16 protein-coding genes are annotated in these 18023 nt (G+C 71.9%); 6 read left to right on the top strand and 10 right to left on the bottom strand.

Annotated features, from left to right (window positions below; translation table 11 throughout):
- Together KZC56_RS05050 and KZC56_RS05055 are read right to left on the bottom strand one after the other, a co-directional pair.
- On the bottom strand, positions 1-747 hold the full coding sequence (locus KZC56_RS05050; protein WP_247638018.1) for a 3-hydroxybutyrate dehydrogenase: 747 nt from the start codon (positions 745-747) through the stop codon (positions 1-3).
- Positions 744-2123, bottom strand: coding sequence for an MFS transporter (locus KZC56_RS05055; RefSeq protein WP_136033847.1), 1380 nt, complete (start codon positions 2121-2123; stop codon positions 744-746). Before KZC56_RS05055 ends, KZC56_RS05050 begins: the two co-directional genes overlap by 4 nt.
- A 104-nt stretch (positions 2124-2227) precedes the next feature.
- Here KZC56_RS05055 and KZC56_RS05060 point away from each other — a divergent pair, with 104 nt between their 5' ends.
- A complete protein-coding gene (locus tag KZC56_RS05060) occupies positions 2228-3142 on the top strand; it encodes a LysR family transcriptional regulator (RefSeq protein ID WP_247638019.1) in 915 nt (304 codons plus the stop codon).
- Here KZC56_RS05060 and KZC56_RS05065 read toward each other — a convergent pair.
- The 7 genes from KZC56_RS05065 to KZC56_RS05095 form a co-directional block, all read right to left on the bottom strand.
- Positions 3132-3635, bottom strand: a complete 504-nt coding sequence (locus KZC56_RS05065) for a GNAT family N-acetyltransferase (RefSeq protein ID WP_247638020.1) — start codon at positions 3633-3635, stop codon at positions 3132-3134. The two genes, KZC56_RS05060 and KZC56_RS05065, sit on opposite strands and share 11 nt — an antisense overlap.
- Entirely contained in the window at positions 3628-3903 is a 276-nt protein-coding gene (locus tag KZC56_RS05070) for a type II toxin-antitoxin system TacA family antitoxin (RefSeq protein ID WP_136033841.1), read from the bottom strand. Before KZC56_RS05070 ends, KZC56_RS05065 begins: the two co-directional genes overlap by 8 nt.
- Positions 3904-3933: 30 nt before the next feature.
- A complete protein-coding gene (locus KZC56_RS05075; protein ID WP_206252180.1) occupies positions 3934-4320 on the bottom strand; it encodes a DUF779 domain-containing protein in 387 nt (128 codons plus the stop codon).
- A gap of 115 nt (positions 4321-4435) precedes the next feature.
- Entirely contained in the window at positions 4436-5986 is a 1551-nt protein-coding gene (gene exaC, locus KZC56_RS05080) for an acetaldehyde dehydrogenase ExaC (RefSeq protein WP_136033837.1), read from the bottom strand.
- Between the two features lie 109 nt (positions 5987-6095).
- Positions 6096-7208 carry an epoxide hydrolase family protein gene (locus tag KZC56_RS05085; protein WP_247638021.1) on the bottom strand — a complete coding sequence of 371 codons (1113 nt, stop codon included), beginning with the start codon at positions 7206-7208 and terminating at the stop codon, positions 6096-6098.
- 9 nt (positions 7209-7217) lie between these two features.
- Entirely contained in the window at positions 7218-8552 is a 1335-nt protein-coding gene (locus KZC56_RS05090; RefSeq protein ID WP_247638022.1) for a GAF domain-containing protein, read from the bottom strand.
- 111 nt (positions 8553-8663) lie between these two features.
- Entirely contained in the window at positions 8664-9230 is a 567-nt protein-coding gene (locus tag KZC56_RS05095; RefSeq protein ID WP_247638023.1) for a TetR/AcrR family transcriptional regulator, read from the bottom strand.
- 70 nt (positions 9231-9300) lie between these two features.
- Here KZC56_RS05095 and KZC56_RS05100 point away from each other — a divergent pair, with 70 nt between their 5' ends.
- The 5 genes from KZC56_RS05100 (at position 9301) to treZ (ending at position 16561) form a co-directional block, all read left to right on the top strand.
- On the top strand, positions 9301-9870 hold the full coding sequence (locus tag KZC56_RS05100; protein ID WP_247638024.1) for a dihydrofolate reductase family protein: 570 nt from the start codon (positions 9301-9303) through the stop codon (positions 9868-9870).
- A 119-nt stretch (positions 9871-9989) separates the two neighbouring features.
- Complete coding sequence (locus tag KZC56_RS05105) at positions 9990-10277, top strand: hypothetical protein (protein WP_136033824.1); 288 nt, start codon at positions 9990-9992, stop codon at positions 10275-10277.
- Positions 10274-12451, top strand: coding sequence for a glycogen debranching protein GlgX (gene glgX / locus KZC56_RS05110; RefSeq protein WP_206252175.1), 2178 nt, complete (start codon positions 10274-10276; stop codon positions 12449-12451). Before KZC56_RS05105 ends, glgX begins: the two co-directional genes overlap by 4 nt.
- Positions 12448-14796 carry a malto-oligosyltrehalose synthase gene (gene treY, locus KZC56_RS05115; protein WP_247638025.1) on the top strand — a complete coding sequence of 783 codons (2349 nt, stop codon included), beginning with the start codon at positions 12448-12450 and terminating at the stop codon, positions 14794-14796. Before glgX ends, treY begins: the two co-directional genes overlap by 4 nt.
- Before the next feature lie 16 nt (positions 14797-14812).
- Positions 14813-16561, top strand: coding sequence for a malto-oligosyltrehalose trehalohydrolase (gene treZ / locus KZC56_RS05120; RefSeq protein ID WP_247638859.1), 1749 nt, complete (start codon positions 14813-14815; stop codon positions 16559-16561).
- Between the two features lie 21 nt (positions 16562-16582).
- Here the strand turns inward: treZ and KZC56_RS05125 are convergent, their stop codons facing one another.
- Positions 16583-18010, bottom strand: coding sequence for a CCA tRNA nucleotidyltransferase (locus KZC56_RS05125; RefSeq protein ID WP_247638026.1), 1428 nt, complete (start codon positions 18008-18010; stop codon positions 16583-16585).
- Positions 18011-18023 lie beyond the last annotated feature (13 nt).

Here is an 18023-nt window from a genome sequence, read left to right on the forward strand (position 1 = left end):
TCAGCGCGCCGACCAGCCGCCATCCATCGTGTGGCTCGCTCCGGTGATCATGCCCGCCGCGTCGCCCGCGAGCCACAGCGCGAGCGCCGCGACCTCCTCCGGTTCCACCAGCCGCTTGATCGCGGACTCGGTGAGCAGCACCGATTCCAGCACCTCGTCCTCCGCGATGCCGTGCAGTCGCGCCTGGTCCGCGATCTGCTTCTCCACCAACGGCGTGCGCACGTAGCCCGGATTCAGGCAGTTGCTCGTCACCCCGTGGGCCGCGCCCTCCAGCGCCGTGACCTTCGACAGGCCCTCCAGCCCGTGCTTGGCCGCGACATACGCCGCCTTGAACGGCGAGGCCCGCAGGCCGTGCACGCTCGACACGTTCAGCACCCGCCCGAACCCGCGCTCGTACATGCCGGGGAGGGCGGCCCGGATCAGCAGGAACGGCGCCTCCAGCATCAGCCGCAGGAGGAACGAGAACCGCTCCGGATCGAACTCCTCGATGGGGCTGACGTGCTGCACACCCGCGTTGTTCACGAGGATGTCGGTGTCGATCCGCGCGTCGGCGAGCGCGGCGACGTCGGACAGGTCCACCTGCCACGCCTCCCCGCCCACCTCCGCCGCGAGGGCCCGCGCCGCGTCGCCGTCGATGTCGGCGACGGTCACCCGGGCCCCCGCGGCGGCGAACGCGCGCACGCACGCGGCGCCGATCCCGCTCGCTCCGCCCGTCACGAGGGCCCGGCGTCCGCGCAGATCCGTCATGCGGTGGCCTTCTCCGCGTCCAGCCGTGCCGCGGTGCGCGCCGCGTCCTCGTCGTCGATCGCCTGCAGGGAGATTCCGGTGGTCTCGCGCAGCGACAGCACGGCGATGGCCGTGACCACGCAGGCGATCACGATGTAGATCGCGATCGGCAGCCAGGAGCCGAAGTCGCGCAGCCACTGGATCGCTAGGATCGGGGCGAGCGAGCCGGCGAGGATGGCCGTCACCTGCGAGCCCAGCGAGACGCCCGAGTAGCGCATGCGCGTCGGGAACAGCTCCGCCATCACGGCCGGCTGCGGTGCGTACATGAACGCGTGGAAGCAGAGCCCGATCGTCACCGCCAGCACGATCAGCACCGGGTTGAGGGTGTCGAACAGCGGGAAGGCGAAGAACGCCCACGTCGCGCTGAGGATCGCGCCGGTCAGGTACACGGGCTTGCGGCCCCAGCGGTCGGCGAGCCGGCCGAGCTGCGGGATGACCGCGAAGTGCACCACGTGTGCGATCAGCAGCGCCAGCAGCAGCTGGCTGGTGTCGTACTCGTGCACGGTCTTGAGGTACACGATCGTGAAGCTGACGACGATGTAGTAGACGATGTTCTCCGCGAACCGGAGGCCCATGGCCTGCACGATGCCGACCGGGTAGCGGCGCAGCACCTCGACGACGCCGTAGGAGGTGGCCTTCTCGGTCTCGACCTGGGCCTTCGCCTCCAGGAAGATCGGCGCCTCCTCCACGTGACGGCGGATGTAGTAGCCGACGAGGACGATCACGGCGGACAGCCAGAACGCGATGCGCCAGCCCCACTCGAGGAACGCGGCGGAGCTCATGACCCACGAGCTCACGAGCAGCACGAGCGTGGCGAGCAGGTTGCCCACCGGGACGGCGGCCTGCGGCCAGCTCGACCAGAACGCGCGCGAGCGGTCGGGGCTCTGCTCCGCGACCAGCAGTACCGCGCCGCCCCACTCGCCGCCGACCGCGAAGCCCTGGATGAACCGCAGGGCCACGAGCATCGCGGGGGCCCAGTAGCCGATGCTCTGGAACCCGGGCAGGCAGCCCATCAGGAACGTCGCGGCGCCGACGATGATGATCGTGGCCTGCAGGGTGGGCTTGCGGCCGAAGCGGTCGCCGATCTGCCCGAACACGATGCCGCCGAGCGGGCGCGCGATGAAGCCGACCGCGTAGGTGACGAAGGCGGCGATGATGCCGTCCAGCGGGGATCCGGTCGCGGGGAAGAAGTAGGTGCCGAACACCAGGCTCGCGGCGGTGGCGTAGAGGAAGAACTCGTACCACTCGACGACGGTGCCGGCCATGGAGGCCGCGACGACGCGCTTGAGCTTCGACGGGGGTGCGGCGGTCGGGGATGCAGCAGTGGGGGATGCCATGTCTCTCCTTCGGGTGTCGACGGTGACACCTCCCGACCAGTGTCGGCGGGCGCTGAGGCTGCAGCAATGCCCAGTCACGCGCAGCCCCTGTGCATAATTGCAGAATGGAGGCGACGAGGCGACCCCGGGCTGACGACCTGCTCGTGCTGCTCGCGGTCGCCCGCACCGGTCGCTACACGAGCGCCGCGACGCACCTCGGCCTCGACCACACCACGGTCGCCCGGCGCATCGCCGCCCTGGAAGACGCCCTCGGCGGACGGGTCGTGGCTCAGTCCGCATCCGGATGGGAGCTCACCGACCTCGGGCGCACCGCCGCCGAGACCGGAGGACGCATCGAGGCCGCACTATCGCAGCTCGACGACGGCGGCGACGACACCCCCGACCCGGTCGCGGGCGTCGTGCGGATGTCGGCCACGGACGGCTTCAGCGCCTACATCGCGGCGCCCGCCATCGCCGACCTGCGCCTCGAGCATCCGCGGCTGACCGTCGAGATCGTCGCCGCGACGCGGCGGGCGGCCGAGCACCGCGCCGGGCTCGACCTGGAGGTGGTGGTCGGCGCACCCCAGACCCGCAGAGCCCACGCGGTGAAGCTCGGCACCTACACGCTCGGCATGTACGCCTCGCGCGACTACCTCGCGCGCACGGGCACGCCGGCCACGCGGGAGGAGCTGGAGCGGCATCGCCTGGTGTACTTCGTCGACTCGATGCTGCAGGTGGACGCACTCGACCTCCCGCGCCGGCTCGTGCCCGGGATGCAGGACGGCCTCACGTCGACGAACGTGTTCGTGCACGTGGAGGCGACCAGGGCGGGCGCGGGCATCGGGCTGCTGCCGTGCTTCGCCGCCGACCGCCACGACGACCTGGTGCGACTGCTGCCGTCGGTGTTCGCCGAGAAGCTGCCGTACTACATGGTCGCCCGGCCCGAGTCGCTGCGGCTCCCCGCGGTCGCCGCCCTCGCCGACGCGCTGCGCGCCCGCACCCGCGCCTCCCGGGCGATGCTCGACGGCCTCACCGCGTGAGCGTCGCGCGGGCGTCCTTCGTCAGCAGGTACAGCGTGCGGCGCTCTCCGGGAAAGCCCGTGAAGCCGAAGCGCTCGTAGAAGGGCACGACCTCGTCGCTGATCGCGTGCACCAGGACGGCGTGGATGCCGATCGTGGCCGCGGCCTCCAGCGCACGGAGGGTCGCGTGCTGCAGCAGCGAGGCCCCGAGCCCGAGCCCCGAGAACTCCTGATCGACGGCGAGCCGACCGAGGAGCACGACCGGCACGGACGACGGCATCCCTGCCGACACCGGACGGGGACCCTCGGCACGGTCGAGCGAACTCGCGGACAGACAGTAATACCCGGCCACCCGGCCCTCGCGCGTGACCGAGACCATGGTGCGCGATGCGCCGCTCTTCTCGTTGCGACGCGCGCGCCCGCGGAGCCAGATATCGAGGCTCTCCACCCCGCACCGGAAGTCGGCGAGCGCGTCGCCCACGGCGAGCGGCCGCGGCGTGAGGAACTCAGTCAACGAACACAGATTCCCGGTCCAGGAGCGTGCGCAGCCCGTCGATGGACCGCGCCGGGCGGTCCATCACCTCGATGAATGCGTCGAAGCGCACCATGTCGACGAGCATCCTGCGGTCGCGCTGGATCACCTCTTCCGCCCGCTCCACGAGGGCCGCAGCGGAGAAGTCGGTCACCGTACGACCCTCGATGGCAGCCGCCTCCTCGATCGCCGCTTTTTGCTCCGAGGTGACGCGGAACTCCAGGCGGGCGTTCTTCAGGGGAGTACTCATCACCCCAGTGTACGGCAGATCACCGTACGGTCAGGCGAGCCCGAGAGACAGGAGCTCGGCGGGGTCGAGCATGCGCGAGCGGATGAGGAACCGCAGACCCGTCGGGCCCTCCACGCTGAAGCCGGCGCCGCGACCGGGGACCACGTCGATCGTGAGGTGCGTGTACTTCCAGTACTCGAACTGCGACGCCGACATGAACACCTCCACGGGCTCGGTCAGCCCCACGTCGAGCCGTCCGAGCAGCACATCGCCCGGACCGGTGAGGAACATCCCCACGGGGTAGCACATGGGCGCGGAGCCGTCGCAGCAGCCGCCCGACTGGTGGAACATGAGCGGACCGTGCTGCGCGGTCAGTTCACGCACGAGTGCGGCCGCGGGCTCCGTCACCGCGACCCGCTCGGGGGTGCTCGCCGTCATGTGCTCGTCCTTCCGTGGTGCCCGGTCGTCGAGCGAGACCCCGCCGCTCGCGCGTCGCTCGCTCGACGACCGGAGTATCCCGGGCGGACGCTGCCGCGCCCGCCCGGGAGGCGGATCAGAAGAAGCCCATCGGGCCCTCGGCGTACGACACCAGGAGGTTCTTCGTCTGCTGGTAGTGGTCGAGCATCATCTTGTGGTTCTCCCGGCCGACGCCAGACTGCTTGTACCCGCCGAACGCGGCGTGCGCCGGGTACTGGTGGTACGTGTTCGTCCACACCCGGCCGGCCTCGATCGCCCGGCCGGCGCGGTAGGCCGTGTCGCCGCTGCGGCTCCACACCCCCGCGCCGAGACCGTACAGGGTGTCGTTGGCGATCGAGATCGCGTCGGCGAAGTCGTCGAACGAGGTGACCGACAGCACAGGGCCGAAGATCTCCTCCTGGAAGATGCGCATGTCGTTCGTGCCCTCGAACACGGTCGGCTGCACGTAGAACCCGTCGCTCAGGTCGCCGCCGAGGTCGGCCCGCTCACCGCCCGCGAGCAGTCGCGCCCCGCCCTGCTTCCCGATGTCGATGTAGCTGAGGATCTTCTCCAGCTGGTCGTTCGACGCCTGCGCGCCGATCATCGTCGCCGGGTCGAGCGGGTTGCCCTGCACGACCTTCTTCACCCGCTCCAGCCCGTCGGCGAGGAAGCCGTCGTAGATCGAGCGCTGGATGAGCGCCCGCGACGGGCACGTGCACACCTCGCCCTGGTTCAGCGCGAACATCGTGAAGCCCTCGAGCGCCTTGTCGTAGAACGGGTCGGTCGTGGAGCGCGCGACGTCTTCGAAGAACACGTTCGGGCTCTTGCCTCCCAGTTCCAGCGTCACCGGGATGAGGTTCTGCGACGCGTACTGCATGATCAGCCGCCCGGTCGTGGTCTCGCCCGTGAACGCCACCTTGCGGATGCGCTTGTGCTGCGCGAGCGGCGCCCCGGCCTCGATGCCGAACCCGTTCACGATGTTCACGACGCCGGCCGGGATGAGGTCGCCGATCAGGTCGAACAGGAACAGGATCGAGGCGGGGGTCTGCTCGGCCGGCTTGATGACGATGCAGTTGCCCGCGGCGAGCGCCGGCGCCAGCTTCCACACGGCCATCAGGATCGGGAAGTTCCACGGGATGATCTGTCCGACCACGCCCAGCGGCTCGTGGAAGTGGTACGCGACGGTGTTCTCGTCGAGCTGGCTGATGCCGCCCTCCTGCGCCCGCAGGACCCCGGCGAAGTAACGGAAATGGTCGATCGCGAGGGGGATGTCGGCGGCGAGGGTCTCCCGCACGGGCTTGCCGTTCTCCCAGGTCTCGGCGACCGCGATGGCCTCCAGGTGCTGCTCCATCCGGTCGGCGATGCGGTTCAGCAGCACCGAACGCTCGGCGGGGCTGGTCTTGCCCCAGGTGGCGAATGCCCTCCACGCCACGTCGACCGCGCGGTCGACGTCTTCGCTCGTGCCGCGGCCCACCTCGGTGAAGGGCTTGCCGTTGACCGGGCTGATGTTCTCGAAGTACTGGCCCTTCACGGGCTCGACGAACTCGCCGCCGATGTAGTGCCCGTAGCGGGGGCGATAGGTGGCCACGGCACCGGGCTGCCCCGGAGCGGCGTAGGCGAGGGACACGTCTTCTTCGACGATGGTCATGGGGTCTCCTTCGACGGGTGGGCCGCGGCCTCGATGCTCAGCGGCTGTCTCCGACGGTAGGCGGCTCCCCGTTGCAGCCCCGTGCGCAACGTTGCAGGAGGTTGCAGCCTCAGGGGAGCGCGGCGAGGAAGGCGCGGAACCGCTCGGCCATCGCCCCCGGTACCTCGGCGATCGTGAAGTGCCCGCCGTGCTCGAGCCGCTCGAACACGCGCAGGTCGCGGTAGTAGCCGCGGGCGAGCCCCTCGGGGTAGTCGTGCTCGTGGCGCTGGATGAACACCGCGGCGGGTACCGTGACCGGCGGCATCGGAGCGGGAGTGTCGGCGCCCTCGTAGTACGGCCGGAAGGAGCTCGCGATGCTCTGCGTGACCCAGTAGATCATCGCCTCGGTGAGGATGCGGTCGCGCGAGATCACGGCCTCCACGGCCGCCGGGTCGTCGCCGTCGGTGTCGGCCCACTCCGACAGCTTCTCGGCGATCCACGCGAGCAGCCCCGCCGGGGAGTCGTTGAGCGCCGCGGCCAGCGTGTCGGGCCGCGCCCACTGCACGTGCCCGTACGACCCGTTCGGTCCGTGCTCGGCGTCGAGCCGGGCGAAGAACGCCTGCACCTCCGGGTCGTCGCTGGCCGCCCGCTCCTCCGGCGTGCCGAAGTGCGCATGGGTCGCGACGATGCCCGCCACCTGCTCGGGGTATGACGCGGCGATCAGATCGCTCACGTTCGCCGAGACGTCTTCGCCGTAGGTGACGTAGGAGTCGTAGCCCAGCACCTCGGTCATCAGCCGGTGCATCGTGGCGGCGAAGCGCCGCTCGTCGGCCGGACCGTCGGCGTAGGGCTGCGAGAACGCGAAACCGGGCAGGCTGGCGACCACCACGTGGACGTCGTCGAGGACCGCCGCGGCGTCGAGCTGCAGCGCGAACGTGTGCGGCCAGCCGTGCATGAGGAGCAGCGCCGGGGCGTCGGGCCGCTCGGAGCGCAGGTGCGCGAAGTGGATGTCGGTGCCGTCGACCTCGGCGAGGAACTGCGGGAAGCCGTTGAGCCACTCCTCCCGCGCCCGCCAGTCCCACTCCGCCCAGGACTGCACGAGCTCGCGCAGCCAGGCCGCGTTCATGCCGGAGCGCATGCGCCGGGGCGAGTCGTCGAGCAGCCGCGCGCGTCGAAGGCGGGCGCGCAGATCGTCGAGCACCTCGTCGGACACGTGCACGCGGAACGGACGGATCTCGGTCATGCCCGGACGCTACGCGGGGCCACCGACAGCGCGTTCGATGCGGGTGACCAGGCCCGCCCGCCGCGGCGAGCGCGCGGGCAGCATCTCCAGCGCGAGCCGCAGCACCTCCGCGTCTTCCCGCCCCTCGGGGATGTCCGCGTACGCGAGCAGCACGTCGAGACTCGCCTCCGACAGCATCGCCTCCCGGAGCGCCGCGCGCACGGTGTCGCGGAACTCCTCCACGCCCGGTGAGGTCGACTCGGGCAGCACGGCGCCGCGGTAGGCGGTGAGCGCGACGCGGTGGGCGCCGCGGTCGAGCAGCGACAGCACGTCGTGGGCGTCGGTCTCGAGCGGCACGGGCAGCCGGTACGGGCGGGACTCGGGCACCAGGTCGGGAGCCGCGCGCTCCAGCACCTTCCGCAGCCGCACCATCTCCGGGCGCAGGGTGTCGGGCGACACGTCGGGCCCGTACACCAGCTCGCACAGCCGTTCGGCGGAGAGCCCCTGCCGGTGCACCGCGAGCATCAGGAGGATGGCGGCGTGCCGCGCGCTCAGCTCGATCACCGCCTCCTCGTGCGCGGACTCCGTCTCCAGCCGCGCGCGGTCGCGGCCGAGCACGTGCAGCCGCGCGCGGGCGGTCGCCGTCGCTCGGGGCTTCGGGGAGGGACGGCCGCGCGGGGATTCGGCGCGCCGCCGCAGCCGGGCCACCATCAGCTCGGACTCGACGGCACGGGCGGTCGCGTCAACGAGCAGCCGGGCCTGCGGGGTGACGACCTCGGCGCCGCCGGTGATGTCGATCACGCCGAGCACCCGCTGGGTCTCCGGGTCGCGCACGGGCGCCGCGCTGCACGACCACGGGTGCACGAGCCGGTTGTAGTGCTCGGCGCCGCGGATCTGCACCGACTGCCCGAGGGCGAGCGCGGTGCCCGGTGCGCTGGTGCCCACGGCGGCCTCCGACCAGTTCGCCCCCGCCACGAAGCCCATGCCGTCGGTGAGCGAGCGCAGCTGCGCGTCGCCCTCGATCCACAGCAGCCGCCCGGCCTGGTCGCCGACGGCGATCACGACCCCGGAGTCCTCCGAGGAGCCCGGCAGCAGCAGGGCACGGATCAGGTCCATCGCGGAGGCGAGCGGATGCGCGAGGCGGTACTCCTCCAGCTCCTCGGCGTGCAGGTCGAGCGGCGGAAGCCCTTCCGGTCCGACGCGACCCCGCCATGACCGCTCCCACGACTCCCGGACGAGCGGGCGCACCTCCTGCAGGCGGCGGTCGTCGAGGTTCCCGGCGATCAGCTCCTCGTGCGCACGCTCGACGAGCAGGCGCGGGGCCTCGGGGAGAGACCCGTGGGTTCCCTGCCACGGTGCAGACACGCGATCTCCTTCGTCGAGAACGGGCGTGCCCTCAGTGTAGGAGCGTTGGACCTGCGGCGGAATATCGCCTCGCGCCCCCGCGGGACTCCTCCCGGGCAGGGGCTCGAAGGCTCAGCGGAGCAGGCCCGCGACCAGGGCGTCGATCACGGCATCGGTCGAGGCGTCGGGGTCGATCGGGGTGGTGAGGCGGTCGAGCAGGAGGCCGTCGATCGCGTAGTGGAACAGGGCGATCTCCGCGCGTCCGCCGGGCAGGCCCGCCGCGGTGTTGAAGGCCACGTCGGCGTCGAAGCCCGCGCGCTGCCACGCGCCGAGCACGGCCGCGAGCTCGGGGCGCCGGGCGCTCTCCAGGCGCAGCTCGAACAGGGCGAGCGTCACGTCGCGGTCGCCGGTGAGCCGACGCACGATGTCGCGCACGTAGTCGGCGAACAGCGCGGGGCCGGGGGTGCCGGCGGCGCGACGCTCCAGATCCTCGGGGGTCGGAGCGAGCCGTTCCCCGATGCGGTCGACGAGTCCTTCGATCAGGGCCTCGCGGCTGCGGAAGTAGTTCGACGTGGTCCCGGTGGGCACCTGCGCCTCGACGTCGACGGCCCGGTGGGTGAGTCCGCGCGAGCCCTCGCGGGCCAGCACCGTCAGCCCGGCGTCGGCGATCACGCGGCGACGCGACTCGTTCTTGACCATGCCTCGACCCTAGCGCAATCACTACGGCTGTTGTAGTCTCAACCGCGACAGATGTAGTGATTGGAGAATCATGCGAGAACTCGTGTACTACGTGGCCGTCACGCTCGACGGCTTCATCGCCGGCCCGGGCGGAAAGTTCGACGCCTTCCTCGTCGAGGGCGACCACATGGACGGCATCAACGCCCGGTTCGCCGACACGATCCCCACGGTCGCCGCCGAGGCGCTGGGCATCGAGCAGCGCAACGACGTGTTCGACACCGTGCTGATGGGCTGGAACACCTATCAGGTGGGCGGCCTGCCGAGCCCGTACCGGCACCTGCGCCAGATCGTGTTCAGCCGCGCGCACACGGCCGAGGCCGAGAACCTGGAGGTGACGGCGGAAGACCCGGTCGAGGTCGTTCGCCGGCTCAAGCAGGAGGACGGCGGTGCGATCTGGCTGTGCGGAGGCGGCGCCCTCGCGGCCACCCTCGCCGACGAGATCGACCGGCTCGTGCTCAAACGCCAGCCGCTCCTCTTCGGCTCGGGCATCCCCCTCTTCGGCGAGCGCCCGTATCGCCCCGAGCGGTTCGACGCCGTGGAGACGACCGCGTACGAGTCCGGCGTCGTGTTCTCGGAATTCGAGAGGCGCCGCGAGAACTGAGCGCCCGGCGGCCCGGAGGGCGGGTCCCATACCCCCTCCCGGCCGCCCTGGCAATGGCGTTCTCCGAATCCGTCCCGCTTCCTATCGTGAGGTCACACCCACGAGTCAGGAGAGACGCCATGAACGTCGAGACCCCCATCCCCACTGGCTCCCCGCAGCGCACGCAGACGCCTCCGTCCGCCGGTGCCGCTGAGCAGTCCTGCGAGCGGATCGACTTCGACAGATATGTCGTCGACCCCGCCTCGCCCGTGGGTTACATTGACGTCGTGCCGCCCCTCTACGTCTGCTACCTCGGTCACCCCTATGCGCGCGCCGTCGAGGTCGCGCAGGTCTACGAGTTCGACCACGCCGTCGGCATCGTCAGCGCCATGGCCGCCGGTTCGCGCCACCACGCCCTCGCCGGATGAGCCGCGAGATCTGGCCGGGCGAGGCCTACCCGCTGGGCGCGACGTTCGACGGACAGGGCACCAACTTCGCCCTCTTCAGCGAGGGCGCGGAGAGCGTGGAGCTCTGCCTGTTCGACGACGACGGCACCGAGACCCGGGTGCCGCTCACCGAGGTCGACGCGTACGTGTGGCACGGCTACCTGCCCACCGTGCAGCCGGGGCAGCTGTACGGTTATCGCGTGCACGGCCCGCACGACCCCGCGCAGGGTCGGCGCTTCAACCCGAACAAGCTGCTGCTCGACCCCTACGCCAAGGCCGTCGCCGGCGACATCGACTGGGGGCAGTCGCTGTTCGGCTACGACTTCGGCGACCCCGACTCCCGCAACGACGACGACTCCGCCGCCGCGATGGTGAAGGGCGTCGTGATCAACCCGTTCTTCGAGTGGGCGGGCGACCGTCGCCTCAAGACCCCGTACGCCGAGACCGTGATCTACGAGGCGCACGTGAAGGGCCTCACCCAGCGTCACCCCGAGATCCCGGAGGAGCTGCGCGGCACCTACGCCGGCATCGCCCACCCCGCCGTCGTCGAGCACCTGCAGCGCCTCGGCGTCACCGCGCTGGAGCTCATGCCCGTGCACCAGTTCGTCAACGACTCGGTGCTGCAGGACAAGGGTCTGTCGAACTACTGGGGCTACAACACCCTCGGGTTCTTCGCCCCGCACAACGCCTATTCGGCGACCGGTCAGCACGGCCAGCAGGTGCAGGAATTCCGCGCCATGGTGCGCACCCTGCACGAGGCCGGCATCGAGGTCATCCTCGACGTGGTCTACAACCACACCGCCGAGGGCAACCACCTCGGGCCCACCCTCTCGATGCGCGGGATCGACAACGAGGCGTACTACCGCCTGGAAGAGGACCGCCGCTACTACACCGACTACACCGGCACCGGGAACAGCCTCAACGCCGGCAACCCGCACGCCCTGCAACTGCTCATGGACTCGCTGCGCTACTGGGTCACGGAGATGCACGTCGACGGGTTCCGCTTCGACCTCGCCTCCACGCTCGCCCGCGAGTTCTACGACGTCGACCGCCTCGCCGCGTTCTTCGAGCTCGTGCAGCAGGATCCGGTGGTGTCGCAGGTCAAGCTGATCGCCGAGCCGTGGGACGTGGGGCCCGGCGGCTATCAGGTGGGCAACTTCCCGCCGCAGTGGTCGGAGTGGAACGGCAAGTACCGCGACACCGTGCGCGACTTCTGGCGCGGCGAACCGCAGGCGCTGGGCGAGTTCGCGGCCCGGCTCACCGGATCGGCCGACCTGTACGAGCACTCCGGACGGCGGCCGGTCGCGTCGATCAACTTCGTCACCGCGCACGACGGCTTCACGCTGCGCGACCTCGTGTCGTACAACGACAAGCACAACGAGGACAACGGCGAGGACAACAACGACGGCGAATCGCACAACCGCTCCGACAACAACGGCGTCGAGGGCCCGACCGACGACGTCGAGGTGAACCGGCGGCGAGCGCGCCAGCAGCGCAACTTCCTCGCCACGCTGCTGCTGTCGCAGGGCGTGCCGATGATCTCGCACGGCGACGAGCTGGGGCGCACGCAGCACGGCAACAACAACGGCTACGCGCAGGACAACGAGCTCACCTGGATCGACTGGGACGCCGCCGACCTGCCGCTCGTGGAGTTCACCGCCGCGGTCGCACGACTCCGGCGCGAGCACCCGACCTTCCGCCGCAGCCGCTTCTTCGACGGGCGACCGGCGAGCGCGGACGACGGCGAGCGGATCCCGGATGTCGTCTGGCTGCGGCCCGATGGCGGCCCGATGGCACCGGAGGACTGGGACTCGGGCTTCGGACGCTCGGTGGGGATGTTCCTCAACGGCCGCGGCATCCGCGAGAACGACCGCCGCGGCCGCCCGGTGGAGGACGTGAACTTCCTGGTGTACTTCAACAGCGGAGACGAACCCGTCGAGCTGGTGCTGCCCGACGAACGCCACGGCCGCGAGTGGTCGGTGGCCGTCGACACCGCCGGCGAGATCGACGACACCCGTCCGCTCGATGCCCGCGCCGCGATCCCGCTGGAGGGCAAGGCCATGATCGTGCTGCGCGAGATCGACGGCGAACCCCTCGCGACCGACGACTCCGTGGACGCCTCGCTCCGCTCGCAGAGCGAGCAGGCCGACGCATGACCCGACGGCCACTGTCGACGTACCGCCTGCAGATCAGCCGGGATCTCCCGCTCGACGCGGCGGCCGAGCTCGCGCCGTACCTCGCCGACCTCGGGGCCTCGTGGGTGTACGTCTCGCCGCTGCTCGCGGCCGTGCACGGCTCCACCCACGGGTACGACGTGGTCGACCACACCCGCGTGGACGCGGACCGCGGCGGCGAGGCCGGTCTCGAGCGCTTCGCCGCGGCCGCGCACGACGCGGGGCTGGGCGTGCTGGTCGACATCGTGCCCAACCACGTGGGCGTCGCGGTGCCGCGACAGAACCCGTGGTGGTGGGAGGTGCTGCGGCTCGGGCGGCAGACCAGGCGCGCGGCGGCCTTCGACATCGACTGGGCGGCCGGCGGCGGACGGATCCTGCTGCCGCTGCTCGGCTCCGCGCCCGACGAGGCCCGCGCGAACGGCGAGCTCGTGGTCGACGCGACCCCGGCCGCCGACGCCCCCGACGGCGTGCTGCGCTACTTCGAGCACGAGCTGCCCCTCGCCCCCGGCACCACCGCGCTCGCGGACGACCTGCCGCGACTGCTCGCCGCCCAGCACTACGAGCTGCGGTACTGGGAGGACCAGAACACCGACCTCACCTACCGGCGCTTCTTCGCCGTGTCCGAGCTGGCCGGGGTGCGCGTGGAACTGCCGGACGTGTTCGCCGACTCGCACCGCGAGATCCTGCGCTGGCTGCGCGAGGGCCTCGCGGACGGGCTCCGCGTCGACCACCCGGACGGCCTGGTCGACCCGGGCGGCTACCTGGAGCAGCTGGCCGACGCGACCGGTCGCGCGTACACCCTCGTGGAGAAGATCCTCGAGCCGGGCGAGGCGCTGCCGGCCTGGTGGCGCACGGACGGCACCACGGGATACGACGCGCTGGCCGAGCTGGACCGGCTGTTCGTCGACCGCGACGGCGTGGCCGCACTCGACCGCCTGGACGCACGACTGCGCGCCGAGACGGGGCTTCCGCCCGCGCCGGCGTGGCCCGACCTGATCCACGACACGAAGCGGATGATCGCGGACACCCTGCTGGTCGCGGAGGTGCGGCGCCTGGTGCGCACCCTGCCGCGCGGCATCGTGCACGCCGACGACGCCCTCGCCGAGCTGGTCGCGTGCTTCCCGGTGTATCGCGCCTATCTGCCGGAGGGCAGCGAGCACCTGCGCGCGGCGTTCGCGGAGGCGCGGCGGCGGCGGCCCGACCTCGACGCGGCGTTCACCGAGCTCGAACCCCTGCTGAGGGACACGTCGCTGGAGGTCGCGCAGCGGTTCCCCCAGGTGACCGGCGCTGTCATGGCGAAGGGCGTGGAGGACACCGCGTTCTACCGGTACACGCGGCTGGGCACGCTCACGGAGGTCGGGGCCGACCCGTCGATCCCCGCGGTCACGGTCGAGGAGTTCCACGAGGCGCAGCGGGCCCGGCTCGCCGCCTGGCCGTACTCGATGACCACGCTCTCCACGCACGACACCAAGCGCTCGGAAGACGTCCGGGCGCGGCTCGCGGTGCTGTCCGAGGTCCCGGAGCGATGGGCCGAGGTGCTGGAGGAGCTGCGCGCCGTGGCGACCACGGGCCACGGTCCGCTCGACGCCCTGCTGTGGCAGGCCGCGGTCGGCGCCTGGCCGATCCCGTCCGAGCGTCTGCTGGCGTACGCCACCAAGGCCGCGCGCGAGGCGGCGGAGCGCACCACCTGGCAGCGCCCCGACGCCGCGTTCGAGGAGGGTCTCGCGGCCGTCGCCCAGGCCGTCGAGGGCGACGCCGCCCCGATCCTCGACCGCTTCGTCGCGGAGATCGCGGGCCATGGCCGCTCGAACTCGCTCGCCGCCAAGCTGCTGCAGCTCACCGGCCCCGGCGTGCCCGACGTGTATCAGGGCTCCGAGCTGTGGGACCTGTCGCTGGTCGACCCCGACAACCGTCGTCCGGTCGACTTCGCGCTGCGGGCGCGGATGCTGAGGGAGCTGGATGCCGAGGTCGCCCGCGGCATCCTCCCGCCGATCGACGACTCCGGCGCCGCGAAGCTCCTGGTCACCTCCCGGGCGCTGCGCCTGCGCCGCGACAACCCGGAGCTGTTCCGCTTCTACCGCCCGGCCGTGGTCGAGGGGGCGGCCGCCGCGCATGCCGTCGCGGTGCACCGCGGCGGGGCGACCGCGATCGCGACGCGGTTGCCCGTGGGCCTCGCGCGGCGCGGCGGCTGGGGCGACACCGTGATGATGCGGCCGGACATCCCCGGGACCGACCTGCTGACCGGGCGCCGCATCGCCCCGGGGCCCGTGCGGCTGGCCGAGCTGCTGGACACGTATCCCGTGGCGCTCATCGAGCTCGCGCGGTGAGGGGGATACGGTCGTGATGGAGGTGTGGGCTCCGCGGGCACGGCGGATGCGGCTGCGTCGGCTCGCGGCCGACGGCACCGCGACCGACACGGAGCTCACGGCTGCGGCCGACGGCTGGTGGCGGGGCGACGGCATCCTGGCGGACGGCGAGCGCTACGGCTTCCTGATCGACGACGACGACCACCTGCGCCCCGACCCCCGGTCGCGGCGGCAGCCGGGCGGCGTGCACGAGGCCTCGGCCGCGTTCGACCCCGCCGCGTTCGCGTGGACCGACAGCGACTGGACCGGGAGGCAGCTCGCGGGCGGGCTGATCTACGAGCTGCACCTGGGCACGTTCACACCCGAGGGCACGCTCGACGCGGCGGTCGCCCGGCTGGACCATCTGGTGGAGCTCGGCGTGACCCACGTCGAGCTGCTGCCCGTGAACGCCGTCAACGGGCGGTGGAACTGGGGCTACGACGGCGTGCTCTGGTTCGCGGTGCACGAGGAGTACGGCGGCCCGGCGGCGTATCAGCGCTTCGTGGACGCCGCGCACGCCCGGGGCCTCGCCGTGGTGCAGGACGTCGTGTACAACCACCTCGGCCCGAGCGGCAACTACCTGCCCCTGTTCGGTCCGTACCTGCGCGAGGGCGACAGCACCACGTGGGGCGACTCGGTCGACCTCGACGAGCCGGCCGTGCGGGCGTACATCATCGACAACGCCCTGATGTGGCTGCGCGACTTCCACGTCGACGGCCTGCGGCTCGACGCCGTGCACGCCCTGCACGACACCCGGCCCGTGCATCTGCTGCGCGAGCTGTCGGAGCGGGTCGACGCGCTGTCGGCGCAGCAGAACCGGCCGCTCACGCTGATCGCCGAGTCCGACCTCAACGACCCGACGCTGATCCTGCCGCGCGAGGCCGGAGGGTACGGGCTCACCGCGCAGTGGTCGGACGACTGGCACCACGCGGTGCACGTCGCGCTCACCGGCGAGACCACGGGCTACTACGAGGACTTCGCATCGCCGGAGGCCGTGGCGAAGGTCACCGACCGGGGCTTCTTCCACGACGGCACGTTCTCCACGTTCCGCGACCGCCCGCACGGAGCGCCGATCCCGCCCGAGGTCCCGTCGTGGCGGCTGGTGACCTTCGCGCAGGATCACGACCAGGTCGGGAACAGGGCGGCGGGCGACCGGCTCTCCGCCACGCTCCCGCCCGATCGCCTCGCGGTCGCCGCGGTGCTCACGCTCACGGCCCCGGGCACGCCCATGCTGTTCATGGGCGAGGAGTGGGGGGCGACCACGCCCTGGCAGTTCTTCACCTCGCACCCGGAGCCGGAGCTGGGCCGCGCGGTCGCCGAGGGCCGCACGGCCGAGTTCGCGCGCATGGGGTGGGATCCGGCGGCGGTGCCCGACCCGCAGGACCCCGGCACCTTCGCCCGCTCGCACCTGGACTGGGCGGAGGTCGAGCGACCGGAGCACACGCGACTGCTGCGTCTGTACCGCGACCTCGCGCGACTGCGCCGGGAGCGGCCGGAGCTGACGGAGCCCGACACGACGCACGCGAGGGTCGAGGTGCGCGCCACCGACGGCCGCCCGGAGCATCGCGTGTACCGCATCGACCGGGGGGCGCTGTCGGTGCTGGTGAACCTCTCCCCCGCCCGGGCGGTCTTCGCGGTCGCGGACGAGGCGGTGGAGCTCGTGTCGACCGGAGCCCACACGCGCGCGGACGGCCTGCTCACGCTGCCGCCGGACAGTGCCGCAGTCGTGGGTCCGCCGCTGCACTGAGCCCCGCGTGGGGAGGGGCGGTCAGCCGCGGGCGGCCCACCATTCGCGCAGGCGCTGCTCGGCGACCTCCGGCCCGAGCACGCCCTCGTCGAGGCGCAGGTCGAGCAGGAACTTGTACGCCTCGCCCACCTCGCGGCCCGGGCGGATGCCCAGCACCTCCTGGATGCGGTTGCCGTCGAGCTCCGGGCGGATCGCGTCGAGCTCCTCCTGCTCGCGCAGCGCCGAGATGCGCGACTCGATGTCGTCGTAGGCCGCGGAGAGCCGGGCGGCTTTGCGCTTGTTGCGCGTGGTCACGTCGGCCCTGGTGAGGATGTGGAGGCGCTCCAGCAGGTCGCCCGCGTCGCGCACGTACCGGCGCACGGCCGCGTCCGTCCAGGTGCCCTCCGCGTAGCCGAAGAACCGCAGGTGCAGCTCGATCAGGGCGGCGACGGCGTCGGTCGTGGCGGTGTCGAAGCGCAGGGCCTGCAGGCGCTTGCGGGCCATGCGCGCGCCGACCACGTCGTGGTGGTGGAAGGTCACGGCCCCGCCCGGTTCGAGCTTGCGGGTGCGCGGCTTGCCGATGTCGTGCAGGAGGGCGGCGATGCGCAGCGGCACGTCGGGCGCGGCGCCGGGGTGCCGGGTGTGCTCCAGCGCGATCGCCTGGCGCAGCACCGTGAGCGAGTGCTCGTACACGTCTTTGTGGTGGTGGTGCTCGTCGACCTCGAGGCGCAGCTCGCTGACCTCGGGCAGGAACTCCTCGATAAGGCCGGTGTCGACCAGCACGCGGATGCCGCGCACGGGGTCGTCGGTCTGCATCAGCCGCACGAGCTCGGACTGGATGCGCTCGGGGCTGACGATCGCCAGGGTCTCGCGGAGCTCGGTGATCGCGGCGGCGGTGTCGTCGTCGACGCGGAAGCCGAGCTGGGCGCTGAAGCGGGCGGCCCGCAGCATGCGCAACGGGTCGTCGCCGAACGACACCCGCGGGTCGGCGGGCGTGCGGAGGACCCCGGCCACCAGATCCTCCACGCCTCCGGTCGGGTCGATCAGCTTCACCGCCGGCACCTGGAGGGCCATCGCGTTCACGGTGAAGTCGCGCCGCACGAGGTCGCCGTCGATCGTGTCGCCGAACTCGACCGTGGGCTTGCGGGTGACCCCGTCGTAGCTGTCGGCGCGGTACGTCGTGATCTCGACCTGCTCGCCCTGCACGCGCGCGCCGATCGTTCCGAACGCTCGACCGATGTCCCAGTGCGCCGAGGCCACGGGCTTCACGATCGCGAGGATCTGGTCGGGCGAGGCGTTCGTGGTGAAGTCGAGGTCGTGCGTCTCCCGGCCGAGCAGGGCGTCGCGCACCGGTCCGCCCACGACGGCGAGCTCGAACCCGGCCTCGGCGAACGCCTGCGCGAGGGTGCGGACGACGGGATTCTCGGCGAGCGCGCCGAGACGGGCGAGGCCGTCGGCCATGTTGAGCATGGGTTCCAGCGTA

Source organism: Microbacterium sufflavum (assembly GCF_023091155.1).
Taxonomy (GTDB): domain Bacteria; phylum Actinomycetota; class Actinomycetes; order Actinomycetales; family Microbacteriaceae; genus Microbacterium; species Microbacterium sufflavum.

What these genes read in the sequence shown, in the direction of transcription:
- KZC56_RS05050 (WP_247638018.1), bottom strand. Translation starts at nt 747, where the DNA reads ATGACGGATCTGCGCGGACGCCGGGCCCTCGTGACGGGCGGAGCGAGC.
- KZC56_RS05055 (WP_136033847.1), bottom strand. Translation starts at nt 2,123, where the DNA reads ATGGCATCCCCCACTGCTGCATCCCCGACCGCCGCACCCCCGTCGAAG.
- KZC56_RS05060 (WP_247638019.1), top strand. Translation starts at nt 2,228, where the DNA reads ATGGAGGCGACGAGGCGACCCCGGGCTGACGACCTGCTCGTGCTGCTC.
- KZC56_RS05070 (WP_136033841.1), bottom strand. Translation starts at nt 3,903, where the DNA reads ATGAGTACTCCCCTGAAGAACGCCCGCCTGGAGTTCCGCGTCACCTCG.
- KZC56_RS05075 (WP_206252180.1), bottom strand. Translation starts at nt 4,320, where the DNA reads ATGACGGCGAGCACCCCCGAGCGGGTCGCGGTGACGGAGCCCGCGGCC.
- exaC (WP_136033837.1), bottom strand. Translation starts at nt 5,986, where the DNA reads ATGACCATCGTCGAAGAAGACGTGTCCCTCGCCTACGCCGCTCCGGGG.
- KZC56_RS05085 (WP_247638021.1), bottom strand. Translation starts at nt 7,208, where the DNA reads ATGACCGAGATCCGTCCGTTCCGCGTGCACGTGTCCGACGAGGTGCTC.
- KZC56_RS05095 (WP_247638023.1), bottom strand. Translation starts at nt 9,230, where the DNA reads ATGGTCAAGAACGAGTCGCGTCGCCGCGTGATCGCCGACGCCGGGCTG.
- KZC56_RS05100 (WP_247638024.1), top strand. Translation starts at nt 9,301, where the DNA reads ATGCGAGAACTCGTGTACTACGTGGCCGTCACGCTCGACGGCTTCATC.
- KZC56_RS05105 (WP_136033824.1), top strand. Translation starts at nt 9,990, where the DNA reads ATGAACGTCGAGACCCCCATCCCCACTGGCTCCCCGCAGCGCACGCAG.
- glgX (WP_206252175.1), top strand. Translation starts at nt 10,274, where the DNA reads ATGAGCCGCGAGATCTGGCCGGGCGAGGCCTACCCGCTGGGCGCGACG.
- treY (WP_247638025.1), top strand. Translation starts at nt 12,448, where the DNA reads ATGACCCGACGGCCACTGTCGACGTACCGCCTGCAGATCAGCCGGGAT.
- treZ (WP_247638859.1), top strand. Translation starts at nt 14,813, where the DNA reads ATGGAGGTGTGGGCTCCGCGGGCACGGCGGATGCGGCTGCGTCGGCTC.
- KZC56_RS05125 (WP_247638026.1), bottom strand. Translation starts at nt 18,010, where the DNA reads ATGCTCAACATGGCCGACGGCCTCGCCCGTCTCGGCGCGCTCGCCGAG.